The organism is Streptomyces hoynatensis, assembly GCF_003626535.1.
Taxonomy (GTDB): Bacteria; Actinomycetota; Actinomycetes; order Streptomycetales; family Streptomycetaceae; genus Streptomyces; species Streptomyces hoynatensis.
Genome location: NZ_RBAL01000001.1, coordinates 662,719 through 677,207 on the forward strand (window position 1 = coordinate 662,719; position 14,489 = coordinate 677,207).

Sequence of the window (14,489 nt, forward strand, 5' to 3'; positions counted from 1 at the left end):
AAAGCGGGCTGGGAGCGGCGGCCAGGCAGCGGCGTGCGAGCGACGTGGGAGCGACGGCCCGGAAGCGGCGTGAGAGCCGCCTGCGAGCGGCCCCGGAAGCGCCTGCGAGCGGCCCGGGAAGCGGCTGGGAGCCGCCCGGGCGTGCCCCGCCCCCTCGCCCCCTGCGCCGCGGCCTCTCCCGCCCGCTGCGCCGCGGCCTCTCCCGCCCCCGGCGCAGTGGGCCGCCCGCCTCCGCCGCAGGGGGACGCCCGCCGCCCCCGCGCCCCGACCGGCCTTGTTGCGGACGGGCACGCCTTGTTACCGTGCGTGCGACGTCGAGAGGGGCACACACGAGCGGCGGGGGGCGCCATGTCCGGGGACGGTGCCGGGGGCGGCGAGGGGCAGGCGAGGGCCGATCTCTCGGTGCACTCGGGGGAGTTGATCCCGATCGCGCAGGATGCGGCGGCCCTCGCCCGGGTGGAGACGACGGGCCGTCAGGCGGGGGACACCAGCTACGCCGCGGCACGCGACCTGCGTGCGGCCGGCCTGCTGTCCGGGGACGCGCTGCACCACGCGATGTACCGCTTCGACCAGCAGTCGCTCCACCTGTCCCGCGACTGCACACACATCGCGGACGAACTGGGCACGACGCTCACCCGGAACGCCGCCCTCGACGGCGACCTCGCCGGCCGGCTCAGGCAGGCGCACGCCGCCGCCTACGCGAACGAACCCGAGCGCCTGGCCGCCTGGGGCCTCACCCCCGCCGACCTCCGCCGGGACGAGGACCGCTCCCCGTCCGGCGCCCCGGCCCTCAACCCCGGCATCGCGGAGGCCTGACCGCGGTGCCGACCTACGAGGAGCTGTCGCAGCTCACCTTCGCGAACCTCGACGCGGCGATCGGCGACTGGGAGCGGACCGTCCGGGACCTCGACGACCTGGCCGGCGAGGCCGGTGAGGGCATGCAGGCGAAGGCGGCCGAGGCGGACTGGGCCGGCGAAACGGCCGACGTCTCCCGGGAGTTCATCAACCTCACCAGCACGAGGTTCTCCTACGCCCACGACCAGGCCGTGGCGATCCACGGCGTCCTGCGCGACCTCGCCGAAGCCCTGCGCCGCTACCAGGGCGAACTCCAGGGCATCGAGGACGACGCCAGGGCGGCGGGCCTGCGGGTCCGCGCCGACGGCCGGCTGATCGTCGCCGAGCCGGCGGGCCCGTACAGCCCCGAGTACCTGGACGGGCTGAACGCGCCGGGCGAACCCCTGCTCGGCACCCCTGGCCAGCCGACCGGACAGCAACTGGAGGCCGTCGAAGCCCTCGCGGCGCGGATCGAGGAGGTGCTCGCCCGCGCCGCCGAGACCGACGAGACGGCGGGACGCGCGCTGCGCGACATCGTGGGCGGCCGGCACCGCGACCACTTCGCCCCGCCGGGCATCACCGGCCTCGACGACGCCGCACGCCGCCAGGGCGAGGCCGACGCCCGCGCCGCCCTCGCCCTGATCGAGTCCGGCGACTACGAAACGGAAGAGGGCCTGTCCGCCCTCAACGACCTCCTCGACGCGCAGAAGGACAACGAGTACTTCGGGGTCTACCTCGCCGATCACCTGGGCGCCGAGGGCACCCTCCGCTTCTGGGCCGGCCTGCGCGACCTCGAATCCGTCTACCAGCCGGGCGAGTCCTTCCAGGAGCTGCTGCTGTCCACCCGCGACAACCTGGGCGTCGCCCTCGGCACCGCCACCGGCACCGAGAACGACCGGCTGCGGCCGCGCATGGAGACGTGGATGGCGGACCTGATCGGCGACGTCGACCACCCCGAGGACGACATCGGTCTCGGCATGACCCGGTTCGTAGGCGACTCGGGCCTCGCCCTCTACGGCTTCCAGGTCATGGGCGACATCCTCAGCCACGGCGAGTACGACCCCGGCTTCCTCGCCCGGTACGGCCACCAACTGGTCTACGCGGACCGCGAGCTGGTCCCGGAAACCCGCCTCTGGAGCCCTGCGTCCGGCATGCACCACATCATCGGCACGGACTTCCACTTCGACCCGATGACGGGTTTTCTCACGGCCCTGAGCAACAGCCCCGACGGCGCGACGGAGTTCTTCAACGCCTCCGACGGCGCCAACGTCACCTACCTCCTCACCGGGCGCGAGCACCTGGACTACGACGCCGAGGTCTCCCCGGACGGCAGCCGCCTGTCGCTCGACGCCCTCGGTGACGCGCTGACGGCGGCGGCGACGGGGATGAACCCCCACGACCCGACGGCGGAGTTCGCCGAGCACGACGCCGAACACCTGGCCGTCGCCCGGAAAGTCCTCGAGGTCGAATCGGGCCTGGAAAACCGGCTCCCGGCGGAACTGCGCGACAGCGCGGCCACGATGCTCGGCAACTACCGGTCCGAGGTCTACGAGACGGCGGGCAACAGCTCGGACAACGCAACGCCGCTGGACCCTCGGCACTTGTCCACACTGTCGACTCAGATCGCGCGCAGCCCCGAGGCGTACCAGATCCTGCAACAATCCATGATGGTCGAGTACGCGGAGCAGATCCAGGCGGACACCTCAGGCAACCCCGACTTCACCCTCACCACCATCGGAAACAGCGTCGGCTTCCTGGAACACGGCAGGTTCGTCGCCCTGGACATCGACAAGAACAACCCCCAGTGGGTCGGACAGAACGTGTACAACACCGCCGGCTACCTCGCAGGCGAAATCCCCGTTGCCGGCCCGCACATCCAAAACCTCGTCGACCAGCTCAGCAACAGATGGCTGGCCCACGAGAACCAGGTGATCGAGCAGGGGTTGCAGGAGAGCCGCGTGGATTACTACGGCGAGGAAAACAATTACCTCAATGAGCTGGCGAACCAGTGGCTCAGGATGAATCCCGATCCGCCGGAATACATGACCGGCGTCAACGGTCATCAGTGGGGCGACAGGGTGCATGAGGCGCTGCGGTCCGGCACCAACGACGGGCAAATTGCCGCTGCGGGGCAGACCGGAGAGCAGGGAGCATTCTCGCAATGAGGACGATCAAATGGGTTGGGCCTGCAGTGGCGGTTGCGTTGATCCTGCTCGGCGGGTGGATGTTTTTCCGGGAAGATGCCGGAAGCTATGCGGTGCCCAGCGAACTCTGTGAGGTGCCGGTGGATTCCTCCACGCTTCAGCCGCTCCTGCCTGATGGTGAAGAATTGGAGGTTTACGAGCCTGACGTGGACCCACCGCCCGCCGCGGTCATCCTCATGTGCAGGGTGCACATTGACAGCGAAGGGGCCATGGCACTCAATGTGCGTGCATTCCCCGCACCGAGTGGGGATCTCATGGAGAAGTTCCGGGCGGCGCGCTCGGCCTACGGTATCGCCAACCCTCATGAGGACACCATTGGTGGTGAGTACGCCATTGTCGATGCCGGGGGCTCTTTGCTGGAGACCGCCTGCCCTGGGCAAGGTGAAGAGGCGATCCTGGAAATCAACATCAAGGACTTCTCGGTGCAGGGGGATTCCGATGAGGGACGGGAGCGCATGAAAAACTTCACCGAAGACTTCATGAACTCGGCCCGTGAGGTCTACTGCCGCTGACCTTGGTTGCGCTTTGGCGGTAGGGGGGATGCCGGTTGGGCAAGTGGAGGGGGTTGTGTGATGGGGGCTGCGAAGTGGGCTGTTCCCTTGTTGCTGCTGGCTGTTCTCCTGGCTGGCGGGTGGGTCCTCGTGCGCGGTGACTCGGAGGTGTATGCCGTCCCGCAGAAGTTGTGCGAGGTGCCGGTGACTCCCTCCGCGCTTCAGCCCCTCCTTCCTCCTGGGGAGAAGCTGGAGGTTGACGAGATCGATACGGAGAATCCGTTGGATGCTCCCATCCTCTTGTGCAGGGTTCACGTTGACGACGAAACCGTCATGGCCCTCAACGTACGTGCGTTCTCCTCGCCGAGTCCGGACCTGATGGAGAAGTTCCGGGCGGCGCGCTCGGCCTACGGTATCGCCAACCCCCACGAGGATTCCATCGACGGTGAGTACGCCATTGTCGATGCCGGGGGCTCTTTGGTGGAGACCGCGTGCCCTGGGCGAGGTGGTGAGGCGGTCTTGGAGATCAATGTCAAGGACTTCTCGGTGCAGGGGGATTCCGGTGAGGGGCGGGAGCGCATGAAGAACTTCACCGAGGATTTCATGAACTCGGCCCGTGAGGTCTACTGCTGAAGCGGGAGCGATCGGGGAGCGGGGTGTGCGCCGAGCACGAGCCGCGCCGCGCCGGAATGTGGGGGCGGGGGAGGAAAGAAGGGGTGGGCGGGTCAGCCTGAGGCGCCCTCGGGGTTGAGGGGGGCTCCGTCGCCCTCCGGGGGCAGGTCGCCGCGTTCCACCGGCTGGGACTGCTGCGGCTCGGGAAGGATCTCGGCCAGTTCGGTCGGCCCGGCCGGGTGGGCCGACTCGGCAGCCTCGCGCAGGACGTCGCGTGGCACGTCCGCGGGGTCGGCGTCCACGGTGACGGTGCGGCCCTCCTCGGTGCGGACGAAACCCCGCACGCCGTCGTCGTAGTGGAGATCCGCGTCCGGCCTGCCCAGGTCCTCCACCATGAGGTGGATCAGGCGCCCGTCCGCGTCGGAGACCCAGGTGGCCTGGAAGCCGTCGTCGCCGGCGGGCCCCACCGACTGCCGGGCCAGGGCGAAGCCGGGGACGTCGAGGGCGTACACGAGGTCGAGGGGGGTGCCCAGCGCCGTTGCGCGGGCTGCAAGCTCCGCGCGCTCCGGCACCCCGGCGGAGGACCCGGTCCCGGCGGAGGGCCCGGCGTCGGCGGAGGACCCGGCGGCGTCACCCGCGTCCGCGGACCCGGCCGAGGCGGCCCCTTCCGCCGGGGTGGCCGCCTCGCCCGCTGCCGTGGTGGCCGCCCCCGAGGTCTCGTCCCCGTGTTCCCCGCCGCAGCCCGCCAGCCACGGCAGCGCGAGGGCCAGTGCCGCGAGCGCAGACCGCGAGACTCCTCTTCTCATGCGCTCATCATCCTCCGCCCCGGTGCCCGCCCTCACCGTGCCCCCGGCGGCCCGCCCTCGCCACGCCCTAGGCGGCCCCGGGAGGCGCGGGGCCCGAGGTGGGCCCGTTCCGACACGCCTGTGCCCGATATCGGGCAGGAATGTTGCGAAAAGCATCGTGGCTCCGCAGTATCAAGGGGTGCTCGAACGCCGTATACCGCCGCACGAGGACCTGGTGGACTACCTGGTCCGCAGCACACCCCTGGGCCGCGGTGAGGCTGCCCGGGTGGTTCTCGACGTTCTGGCGTACTTCGGCGAGACCGTCGAGGAATTCGTACGGAGACGCCACCGCGAGTTGCGTTCCGCGGGGCTGGGCAACGAGGCGATCTTCGAGCTGATCGCACAGGAGCTGCCGCGCCGCGCGGTGGCGCCGCCGACGCTGTCCCTGCGGCAGCTGCGGCGGATCGTATACGGCTGATGCCCGGGGGCCGCCCGCGGCGAAGGCGGGACGGCATGGCGGCCGAGGGACACCACAGGACCAGCAGGAGGAAAAGCCTATGTGCGGAATCGTCGGATATATCGGAAAACGTGATGTCACGCCGCTCCTGCTGGAGGGCCTCCAGCGGCTGGAGTACCGCGGCTACGACTCCGCAGGCATCGCCATCCACAGCAGCGGCAAGGGCGGCGGCCTCAAGGTGGTCAAGAACGCGGGCCGGGTCAGGGACCTGGAGGCGAGAGTACCCGCCCGCTTCGCCGGCACGAGCGGGATTGCGCACACCCGATGGGCCACGCACGGTGCCCCCAACGACGCCAACGCCCACCCGCACCTGGACGCCGCGGGCCGGGTCGCCGTCGTGCACAACGGCATCATCGACAACTCCGCCGAGCTGCGGGCGAAGCTGTCCGCCGACGGCGTCGAGCTGGCCTCCGACACCGACACCGAGGTCCTGGCCCACCTCGTCGCCCGCGCCCAGGCCGAGACCCTGGAGGAGAAGGTGCGCGAGGCGCTGCGCTACGTCGAGGGCACCTACGGCATCGCGGTCCTGCACGCGGACCACCCCGACCGGATCGTCGTCGCCCGCAACGGCTCGCCCGTGGTCCTCGGCATCGGCGAGAAGGAGATGTTCGTCGCCTCCGACGTCGCCGCCCTCATCAGCCACACCCGCCAGGTGATCACGCTCGACGACGGCGAGATGGCCACCATCAAGGCCGACGACTACCGCACCTACACCACCGACGGCAGCCGCACCGCCGCCGCCCCGACCACCGTGGAGTGGGAGGCGGAGAGCTATGACATGGGCGGCCACGACACCTACATGCACAAGGAGATCGCCGAGCAGCCGGACGCGGTGGACCGGGTGCTGCGCGGCCGGATCGACGACAGGTTCGCGACGGTCAGGCTCGGCGGGCTCAACCTCGACGCGCGTGCGGCGCGCGGCGTGCGGCGGGTCAAGATCCTCGGCTGCGGCTCCGCGTACCACGCGGGCCTCATCGGCGCCCAGATGATCGAGGAGCTGGCGCGGATTCCGGCGGACGCCGAGCCGGCCAGCGAGTTCCGCTACCGCAACGCCGTGGTCGACCCGGACACCCTCTACATCGCGGTCAGCCAGTCCGGCGAGACCTACGACACGCTGGCCGCCGTCCAGGAGCTCAAGCGCAAGGGCGCGATGGTGCTCGGCGTGGTCAACGTGGTCGGCTCGGCCATCGCGCGGGAGACCGACGGCGGCATCTACGTGCATGCGGGCCCCGAGGTGTGCGTGGTGTCCACCAAGTGCTTCACCAACACGGCGGTGGCCTTCGCGCTGCTCGCCCTCCACCTCGGCCGGATCAGGGACCTGTCGGTGGCCGACGGGCGCCGGATCATCGAAGGGCTGCGCAAGCTCCCCGAGCAGATCGGCGAGGTCCTCAAGGAGGAGCAGCGCATCGCCGAACTCGCGACCGCGGTCGCCGCCTCCAAGAGCATGATGTTCGTCGGCCGGGTGCGGGGCTTCCCGGTCGCCAAGGAGGCCGCGCTGAAGCTGAAGGAGGTCTCCTACATCCACGCCGAGGCCTATCCAGCCTCCGAACTGAAGCACGGGCCGCTGGCGCTGGTCGAGCCCGCCGTCCCGACCGTGGCGATCATGCCGGACGACGAGCTGCTGGAGAAGAACCGCGCCACCCTGGAGGAGATCAAGGCCCGCAGCGGGCGGATTCTCGCGGTGGCCCACGAGGAGCAGCAGAAGGCCGACGACACCATCGTCGTGCCGCGCAACGAGCCCGAGCTCGACCCGGTGCTGATGGGCATCCCGCTCCAGCTGCTGGCGTACCACACCGCGCTCGCCCTGGGCCGGGACATCGACAAGCCGCGGAACCTCGCCAAGTCCGTGACCGTGGAGTAGGACCGGCCCGGCGGTCCGCCCGGAAACGGCGGTCCCCCGGCCCGGCGGGTCCGCCGGGGGTGGCGGGGCGTCCGGGGAGGCGGGGCGTCCGCGAGCCGCCGCGGGTCCGAGGCCGCCGCCGCGGCGGGCCTGGCAGCGGTGGCCGAGGGGGGCCGGGGCCGGCCTGGCAGCGGTGGCCGAGGGGGCCGGGGCGCGGGAGGTGGCGCGGGGCCCCGGGAACCGCGGAGGGCGTGCGCGGAGGCGTTGGTTGCGCGGTGGGGGCGCTCGCCGTCCCGCCGGCACCGGCTCGCCCCGGATCGGGAGCGCCCCGGCGGGCGCGGGCCCGGGGCGGAGCGAGGCTGCACCGGCATACGGCGGCCCCCGGGGGTGCGTGCCACCAAACGCACCCGACCGGGGGCCGCCCAATGCGCCGGCGTCGCCCATTACGCCGGCGGGGAGAAGCCGCGGCCGGGTCCGTCACCTCCCGGCCGGCGGCCGAAGTTCTGTCGAGCCGATGTCCCCTTTATGCCCATCACAAACGCACAATCCACGTCCGGTGGGCGACGAATTTGGTGAATGCTCGGTGAGCGGCCGTGCGGAGGCGGCGCGCGGGGACGGGCCGCGCGAGGGGCCGCGAGGGAGGGGGCGCCGGGGAAGGCAGGGGGAGCAGGGACGGCGGTGGCGAGCGGCGGAGCCGCGGGAGGGGGCGGCCGGGGCCGGGCGGCGGGGCGGGCGAGCCGGGGCGAAGAACAGCGGGAGGGAGCGCGAGGAGTCACGCGGGGGCGCGAGGAATCGTGCGGGCTCCAGGGAGGGCCCCAGACGGGGCGCGAGGAGGCGCGGCGGGTCGTTCGGCACCGCGGGCGCGCCGCGATCCGGGCGGGCGAGCCGGCGAGGGCGAGGCGCGCCGGGCCCGTGGCCGGGGCGGACGGACGGCGGGCCGGGAAGCGATCGGTGGCACGAGGGGGCGCGTCGAGGGACGAGGGGGCGTGCGGGCAGCGCGAGCGGTGCCCATGGCGGCGGGCGTGCGGATTCGGGCCCGGCGCCACGGAGGCGGCGCCGGGAGCGGGCTCGGGGCGTGAGGTCAGGGAATGACGACCACGGGCCGCTGCGCGCGCCGGGCCAGCCGGCCCGAGACCGAGCCGAAGATCCGGCCGATCAGGCCGTGGGTCGTGCCGACCACGATCGCGTCGGCCTGGTACTCCTGGCCGACCTCCTCCAGCTCGTGGCAGATGTCGCCGCCGCGCTCGAGGAGCACCCAGGGCACCTCGGAGAGGTTCTCCGCGCAGGCGAGCTCCAGGCCCAGGATCTCGGTGCGGTGGTCGGGCACGTCGACGAGTGCCGGGGGCTCGCAGCCCGCCCACACGGTGGTCGGCAGCCGGTTGGCCACGTGGACGATGATCAGGCCGCAGTTGCTCCTGACGGCCATGCCCACGGCATAGGCCAGGGCACGCTCGCTGGACGTGGAGCCGTCGAAGCCCACGACCACACCGTGCAGGAAGGCCGGATCTCGCGAGGTGCAGGCCGCCTCCTCCGCCGGGTCCGTCGTGGAGGACGGATCGACGACGCGCTTGCGCTCGGGGAACTCGTATCCAGCCATCGGAGCCTCAGCGGTGGGTCAGTGAGTAAACCTCGGGGTCGAGCCGGGGATGGACGTGGGACGGGGCGAAACGGGGAGCGATACGCCTCCGCTCTACCGGTTTCACTGGTTCCACCTCCAGAGTACGGCGTTAGATACCTAGTGCCCAGAGACGGTGCGTACAACCCCTGAAACCAGCCCGGAACTGTGACCGAGCAGCATGCCCCACGCGGGCCGGACAACGCAATCCTTTCGGACACCCCGCGGCGCCTCCGCCTGCGGAGCGTGACCGTCTCACGCCGGGGGCGCCTTCTCCTTTTGACATGTCCGCCCTGCCTGCGACGACGCGCCTCGCGTGCGCCCCGGGGGCAAGGTTGCGCGGCGGGTTGCGCGGGGCCTGCCGGCAGTGTGAAAGTCGTGCCCGCTACTTTTATTTTCGGCCAACTTCCCCACGGACGCCTCACGTTGCCCACCAGCCTCGGCAACACCTCCGGTATACCGAGGGGGAGAGCCGCACCGCGCCGTCTGCGCCATCGGTGACGTGCGCCGGGGGGAGGCGCACTTCCCCCAACTGCTCCTACGTGTAACGCTTCCTGATCGAATGCTTCGCGCCACGCTGTCATGTCGATTTAGCGCCGAGTGATGAACTTGTCCCGCCAGCCTCACCTGACACAGTAGATTCGATCTTGGCGATCACGTCGGGGGAGCATGTGCAGGACCGAGAGGATGCGACGACCGAGGGAACTGAGGAGCATGAGCCAGGACCCAACGCACGGCCCCGAGCCCGCCGTCAAGCTGGCTGCCCGACGCCGCCGCGAAGTCGTCGCGGTGCTGCTGTTCAGCGGCAGTCCGATGTTCGAAAGCTCCATCCCGCTGTCCGTTTTCGGCGTCGATCGCCAGGATGCCGGAGTGCCGCGGTACCGGCTGCTCGCCTGTGCCGGGGAAGAGGGGCCGCTGCGCACCACCGGCGGCCTCGAACTGCGCGCCCCCTACGGCCTGGGTGCGGTGGCCAGGGCGGGCACCGTCATCGTGCCCGCCTGGCGGTCGATCACCGGGCCCCCGCCCGCCGCCGCGCTCGCGGCCCTGCGCCGGGCGCACAGCGAGGGGGCCAGGATCGTCGGCCTGTGCACGGGGGCCTTCGCGCTGGGCGCCGCGGGACTCCTCGACGGCCGCCCGGCCACCACGCACTGGATGTACGCTCCCACGCTCGCCAAGCGGTACCCGTCGGTCCACGTCGACCCGAGGGAGCTGTTCGTCGACGACGGGGACATCCTGACCTCGGCCGGAACGGCGGCCGGGATCGACCTGTGCCTGCACATCGTCCGCCAGGACCACGGCCCGGAGGCCGCGGCCGCGCTGGCCCGCCGCCTGGTGCTCCCGCCCCGCAGGGGGAACGGCGCGGAGGCCGCCCTCGCGCACCGGCACCTCGACCGCTCTTTACCAGAGGACATCGGGGCCGACCCGCTGGCCGAGGTGGTGGCCTGGGCGCTGGAGCACCTGCACGAGCAGTTCGACGTGGAGACGCTGGCGGCCCGGGCCTATATGAGCAGGCGCACCTTCGACCGGCGCTTCCGTGCCCTCACTGGGAGCGCTCCCCTGCAGTGGCTGATCACGCAGCGCGTCCTCCAGGCGCAGCGGCTGCTCGAGGTCTCCGACTACTCCGTGGACGAGGTGGCCGGCCGCTGCGGCTTCCGTTCCCCGGTGGCGCTGCGCGGCCACTTCAGGCGGCAGCTCGGCGCCTCGCCCGCCGCGTACCGGGCCGCCTACCGGGCCAGGCAGCAGGACGCCCCGGGCCGCGGCAAGCCGGCGGGCGACGGCTTCACGCCCCGGGTCCCGGGGCAGCGGAGCCGCCCCTCGGTGTGAGCGCGGCGGGCGGGACGGGGCGCGGACCACGGCGTTCGCGCCTGCCGGTCGCGGCGCGCGACGTAAGGTTGTTCGCATGAACGATCGGATGGTGTGGATCGACTGCGAGATGACCGGCCTCTCGCTGGCCGACGACGCGCTCATCGAGGTGGCCGCCCTCGTGACCGACTCCGAGCTGAACGTGCTCGGGGAAGGGGTGGACGTGGTCATCCGCCCGCCGGACGCCGCGCTTGCGTCCATGCCGGAGGTGGTCCGCGCGATGCACACCGCCTCCGGCCTGCTCGACGAGCTCGCGGGGGGCACCACCCTGGCCGAGGCGGAGGAGCGCGTGCTCGCCTACGTCCGCGAGCACGCCCCCGAGGCCGGCAAGACCCCGCTGTGCGGCAACTCGATCGGCACCGACCGCGGCTTCCTCGCCCGGGACATGCCCCGCCTCGAGTCGCACCTGCACTACCGCGTGATCGACGTCTCCTCGGTGAAGGAGCTGGCCAGGCGCTGGTACCCCAGGGCGTACTTCAACAGCCCGGAGAAGAGCGGCAACCACCGGGCGCTCGCCGACATCAGGGAGTCCATCGCCGAACTGCGCTACTACCGCGAGGCGATCTTCGTGCCGCAGCCCGGCCCGGACTCCGAGTCGGCCCGCCGCATCGCGGCCCAGCACGTGATCTCCTGACCCGGGAGCCGGGCAACCCCGCCCCGGCGTCCGCGATATCACCGCCGCCCGCCGCGGGAGCCGCGGTCGCCCTTCCGTGGGTCTTTCCCGCCGCCCGGCCGGCCGGTCCCCGGGCGATATGCGGGCGCGAGCACCGCCGGGGACCCTGTACACTCGGAGACCGGTCGATGCGGGGAGTTCCTCAGGTCCCTCGCGAAGGCCGTCGGGGTCCGCCGCAGGCGGCGGGCAGCATGGTGGGTGTAGCTCAGCTGGTAGAGCACCTGGTTGTGGTCCAGGTGGTCGCGGGTTCGAGTCCCGTCACTCACCCCAGTCGGTGAAGGCCCGGCTCGCGGAAGCGCGGCCGGGCCTTACGCGTGTCCGCCCCTCAGCCGCGGCCCGTGACCGGCCGCTGGCGGGGGAACGCGTGCCGTGGCGGGCTGATCAGGGTGATCTGCCGGACGATCTGGTGGAAGGCGACCAGCGCGGAGACCGGCGGCAGTCCCGCGACCGCGATGTCCGTCACGGTGGCCGGCGCCTGGGCGACGCAGAGGGCGACCGCGAGCCCGGAGAAGAAGATCACCACGGCCCAGGAGTGCGTGACCCGCTTCTGGTGCAGGGCCGCGCGCAGGATGGACATCGAGGCGACCAGCCAGGGGCCGTAGATCAGCAGTGGCCACCACGCGGTGAGCGAGGGGGGCGCCCCGGTGGCCGCCGCCGCGCGCAGCGGCTCGTAGGAGATCAGGCCGCCGAGCACGCTCAGCATCGCGACCAGGGCCGAGGCGACCGCCGACAGCAGCAGGCTGGCCCAGCGCAGCCAGCGCACCCGCAGCGAGGGCCCGGCCGCCGACTGGCGCGGGCGGGCCCTGCGGTGCCCCGGGTGCGGGGCGGGGGCGCCGTGGGGGGCGAGGGGAACGTGCGGGGAGAGGTCCTGCCCGGCGAGTTCCTGCTCGGCCCCGAGCGTGGCGTAGGCCGCGTACCCTCCGGGGGGCACCGGGCCGGCGTGCGCGGTGTGCCGCCCCGAGGGAGGGGTGACCGGGCGCAGGGTGTCGGCGAGCGGCGCGGTGTCCTCGGCATCTCCGAAGCCCCCGGCGATGCCCCAGCCGGCGCGGGTGGCGCGCAGTTCCGGAGGGATCAGCAGATGCGTTTCTTCATCGTGGAGCATCGGGGTCAGGTCCTAGGGTCGTTGGTGTCATAACCCGACAACGAACGGCCCGAGGCGGAGATGTTGGGGCATTGGGGTGAAGCGCGGCGCAAGCGGGACGGCCGGGGGCGAAAGCGCCGCCCTGTCCACGCGGGTCGTCAACTCGCCCCCGGGTCACGCGTGTCACGGGCCGTGGGCGGGGAATGTCGTGGGGAAAAACCGCAGGGGGCCGCATGGCAGAGGTGGGGGACGACGCGCTTCTCGCGCGCGCCCGGTCGGGAGAGGACGCCGCCTTCGCGGAGCTGTATCGCCGGCACGCGGCGGCGGTGCGCAGTCACGCCCGGCTGTGCTGCCGGGATCCGCACACGGCCGAGGACCTGGCAGCCGAGGTCTTCGCGCGGACGCTGCGTGCCCTCAGAGCGGGTGCGGGGCCGCGTGACTCGGCCCGCGCCTACCTGCTGACGACCGTGCGGCGGCTCGCCGCGCAGTGGTCCACGGGCCGCGGGGCGGCCGAGCAGCCGGTGGCGGACGTCGGGGAGCGGGCCGAGCAGTGCGCCTCGGAGGCGCAGGCCCTCTCCCGGGCCGACCAGTCCATGGCGGCCCGGGCCTTCCACCGCCTGCCCGACCGCTGGCAGGAGGTGCTGTGGCACACGGCGGTCGAGGAGGAGCCGCTGAGCGAGGTCGCCCCGCTGCTCGGGCTGAGCGCGAACGCCGCCGCGGTCCTGGCGTTCCGGGCCAGGGAGGGCCTGCGGGAGGCGTACCTGCAGGAGCATGTGAACGCCTCCCTCGCCGGCGAGGCCAACTGCCGGGAGCACGCGGGGCTTTTGGGGGCGTACGCGCGCAAGCCTTCGCGCCGGCGCGGATTCCAGCGCCTGCGCAGGCATCTCGACTCGTGCGACCGGTGCCGGTCGGCCTATGTCGAACTGCTCGACCTCAACTCCACGATGCGCGGGCTGCTTCCGGCCACTCTCCCGGTGGCGGCGGTGGGCTGGTTCACCGCGGCGAGGCTGGCCGACAGCGCGCCCCTTGCCGTGCCCGGGGTGGGCCTCGGGGCGGGGGCGGGCGCCGGGGCGGGCGCGGGGATCGGGGTGGGCGCCGGGGCCGGCGGGGCGCTGGGCAAGCTCGCGGTCGGCGCCACGCTGGCGCTGGCCACCGGGGCGGTGGTGACGGGTTCCGCGCCGCTCACCCTGCACCAAGCCCCGGAGGCGCCGCCCGCCGTCTCCGGGGCGCCGCAGCCGCCGGCCGGCGGGGCCGAGGGCGGCGGGAATCTCGTGGACCCGGTGGCCTCGCCCTCCAGGGGGCCGGGGCGGCCGGCGACGACCGCCGCGGCGGAGGGGCAGGAGTCCGTGGAGGGCGGCGGCACGGATGCGGCGGGCGCGGGGACCGGGCAGCCGGAGGGCGAGTCGGGGGGCGGCTCCGGCGGGGGGAACGGCCGCGGCGCCCAGGCGGCCGAGGAGGCGCAGGGCCAGGGCGGGCAGGGCCAGGGCGGGCAGGGGCAGAGCGAGACGGCACAGACGGAGGCGGCCGAGGGCGCCGCGGCGCAGGGCAACCAGGGCGCGGAGAACGGGAACCAGGGCGCGGAGAACGGCAACCAGGGCGCGGAGAACGGGAACCAGGGCGCGGGGCAGGGGGACCCGGGCGTGGGCAACCAGGGGCAGGGCCAGGGGAACGGCGGGGGAAACGGCGCCGGAACCGGCAACCAGGACCGGGGCAACGGCAACCAGGGCAACGGCAACCAGGGCAACGGGAACCAGGAGCGGGGCAACGGCAATCAGGGCGCCGGGAGCCAGGGGCGGCAGCCCGCGCACGGCATCGCCGCGAACCCGGAAGAGGCCGCCCCCGCCCCCGTCCCCGCCGCGGACGCCGGGGGAGCCGCCGACGCCGGGGCCGGTCCCGGCGCGCGCGAGGGCGCCGGGGAGGGCGCCGGGGAGGAGGGGCCGGGCTGAGGCGAGCGCGGGGGGCCGGGCGGGCCCA

At 73.0% G+C, this 14,489-nt stretch carries 12 protein-coding genes and 1 tRNA gene; 10 read left to right on the forward strand and 3 right to left on the reverse strand.

The annotated features are described in order from the left end of the window. The first annotated feature begins 348 nt into the window (after positions 1-348). From D7294_RS02880 to D7294_RS02895, 4 genes are read left to right on the forward strand one after another with little or no spacing between them, the layout of a single operon-like run. A complete protein-coding gene (locus D7294_RS02880) occupies positions 349-816 on the forward strand; it encodes a hypothetical protein (protein WP_120674998.1) in 468 nt (155 codons plus the stop codon). A 5-nt stretch (positions 817-821) separates the two neighbouring features. After that, the gene (locus tag D7294_RS02885) at positions 822-2,999 is read left to right on the forward strand and encodes a DUF6571 family protein (RefSeq protein WP_120675000.1); all 2,178 of its coding nucleotides are present in this window, start codon (positions 822-824) and stop codon (positions 2,997-2,999) included. Further along, on the forward strand, positions 2,996-3,550 hold the full coding sequence (locus tag D7294_RS02890; protein ID WP_147450759.1) for a hypothetical protein: 555 nt from the start codon (positions 2,996-2,998) through the stop codon (positions 3,548-3,550). The genes D7294_RS02885 and D7294_RS02890 overlap by 4 nt, the downstream gene beginning before the upstream one ends. A gap of 60 nt (positions 3,551-3,610) precedes the next feature. Continuing rightward, positions 3,611-4,162, forward strand: coding sequence for a hypothetical protein (locus D7294_RS02895; protein ID WP_120675004.1), 552 nt, complete (start codon positions 3,611-3,613; stop codon positions 4,160-4,162). 92 nt (positions 4,163-4,254) lie between these two features. Here the strand turns inward: D7294_RS02895 and D7294_RS02900 are convergent, their stop codons facing one another. Beyond that, positions 4,255-4,947, reverse strand: a complete 693-nt coding sequence (locus D7294_RS02900) for a hypothetical protein (RefSeq protein WP_120675006.1) — start codon at positions 4,945-4,947, stop codon at positions 4,255-4,257. Positions 4,948-5,125: 178 nt separating this feature from the next. On the opposite strand from D7294_RS02900, the gene D7294_RS02905 reads away from it, so the two are divergent. Together D7294_RS02905 and glmS are read left to right on the forward strand one after the other, a co-directional pair. Beyond that, entirely contained in the window at positions 5,126-5,404 is a 279-nt protein-coding gene (locus D7294_RS02905) for a hypothetical protein (RefSeq protein ID WP_120675328.1), read from the forward strand. Between the two features lie 79 nt (positions 5,405-5,483). Then, positions 5,484-7,304: a glutamine--fructose-6-phosphate transaminase (isomerizing) gene (glmS, locus tag D7294_RS02910; protein WP_120675008.1), complete on the forward strand. Its 1,821-nt coding sequence runs from the start codon at positions 5,484-5,486 to the stop codon at positions 7,302-7,304. 1,060 nt (positions 7,305-8,364) lie between these two features. On the opposite strand, the gene D7294_RS02915 is transcribed toward glmS, so the two are convergent. Continuing rightward, a complete protein-coding gene (locus tag D7294_RS02915) occupies positions 8,365-8,880 on the reverse strand; it encodes a universal stress protein (RefSeq protein ID WP_120675010.1) in 516 nt (171 codons plus the stop codon). A 732-nt stretch (positions 8,881-9,612) separates the two neighbouring features. Between D7294_RS02915 and D7294_RS02920 the strand changes: the two genes are divergently transcribed. The 3 genes from D7294_RS02920 (at position 9,613) to D7294_RS02930 (ending at position 11,704) form a co-directional block, all read left to right on the forward strand. Beyond that, positions 9,613-10,722: a GlxA family transcriptional regulator gene (locus D7294_RS02920; protein WP_120675012.1), complete on the forward strand. Its 1,110-nt coding sequence runs from the start codon at positions 9,613-9,615 to the stop codon at positions 10,720-10,722. A 76-nt stretch (positions 10,723-10,798) separates the two neighbouring features. Further along, entirely contained in the window at positions 10,799-11,395 is a 597-nt protein-coding gene (gene orn / locus D7294_RS02925) for an oligoribonuclease (RefSeq protein WP_120675014.1), read from the forward strand. 233 nt (positions 11,396-11,628) lie between these two features. Further along, positions 11,629-11,704: transfer RNA gene (locus D7294_RS02930), tRNA-His, on the forward strand. Between the two features lie 55 nt (positions 11,705-11,759). Here the strand turns inward: D7294_RS02930 and D7294_RS02935 are convergent. Then, a complete protein-coding gene (locus D7294_RS02935; RefSeq protein ID WP_120675016.1) occupies positions 11,760-12,536 on the reverse strand; it encodes a DUF2637 domain-containing protein in 777 nt (258 codons plus the stop codon). Positions 12,537-12,748: 212 nt separating this feature from the next. Here D7294_RS02935 and D7294_RS02940 point away from each other — a divergent pair, with 212 nt between their 5' ends. Then, positions 12,749-14,461, forward strand: coding sequence for an RNA polymerase sigma factor (locus tag D7294_RS02940; RefSeq protein ID WP_158674551.1), 1,713 nt, complete (start codon positions 12,749-12,751; stop codon positions 14,459-14,461). Positions 14,462-14,489: the final 28 nt, after the last annotated feature.

Excerpts from the sequence above, each read along its gene's own strand:
- D7294_RS02880 (WP_120674998.1), top strand. The coding sequence starts at position 349 with ATGTCCGGGGACGGTGCCGGGGGCGGCGAGGGGCAGGCGAGGGCCGAT.
- D7294_RS02900 (WP_120675006.1), bottom strand. The coding sequence starts at position 4,947 with ATGAGAAGAGGAGTCTCGCGGTCTGCGCTCGCGGCACTGGCCCTCGCG.
- orn (WP_120675014.1), top strand. The coding sequence starts at position 10,799 with ATGAACGATCGGATGGTGTGGATCGACTGCGAGATGACCGGCCTCTCG.
- D7294_RS02915 (WP_120675010.1), bottom strand. The coding sequence starts at position 8,880 with ATGGCTGGATACGAGTTCCCCGAGCGCAAGCGCGTCGTCGATCCGTCC.
- D7294_RS02920 (WP_120675012.1), top strand. The coding sequence starts at position 9,613 with ATGAGCCAGGACCCAACGCACGGCCCCGAGCCCGCCGTCAAGCTGGCT.
- D7294_RS02890 (WP_147450759.1), top strand. The coding sequence starts at position 2,996 with ATGAGGACGATCAAATGGGTTGGGCCTGCAGTGGCGGTTGCGTTGATC.
- D7294_RS02935 (WP_120675016.1), bottom strand. The coding sequence starts at position 12,536 with ATGCTCCACGATGAAGAAACGCATCTGCTGATCCCTCCGGAACTGCGC.
- D7294_RS02940 (WP_158674551.1), top strand. The coding sequence starts at position 12,749 with ATGGCAGAGGTGGGGGACGACGCGCTTCTCGCGCGCGCCCGGTCGGGA.
- D7294_RS02895 (WP_120675004.1), top strand. The coding sequence starts at position 3,611 with ATGGGGGCTGCGAAGTGGGCTGTTCCCTTGTTGCTGCTGGCTGTTCTC.
- glmS (WP_120675008.1), top strand. The coding sequence starts at position 5,484 with ATGTGCGGAATCGTCGGATATATCGGAAAACGTGATGTCACGCCGCTC.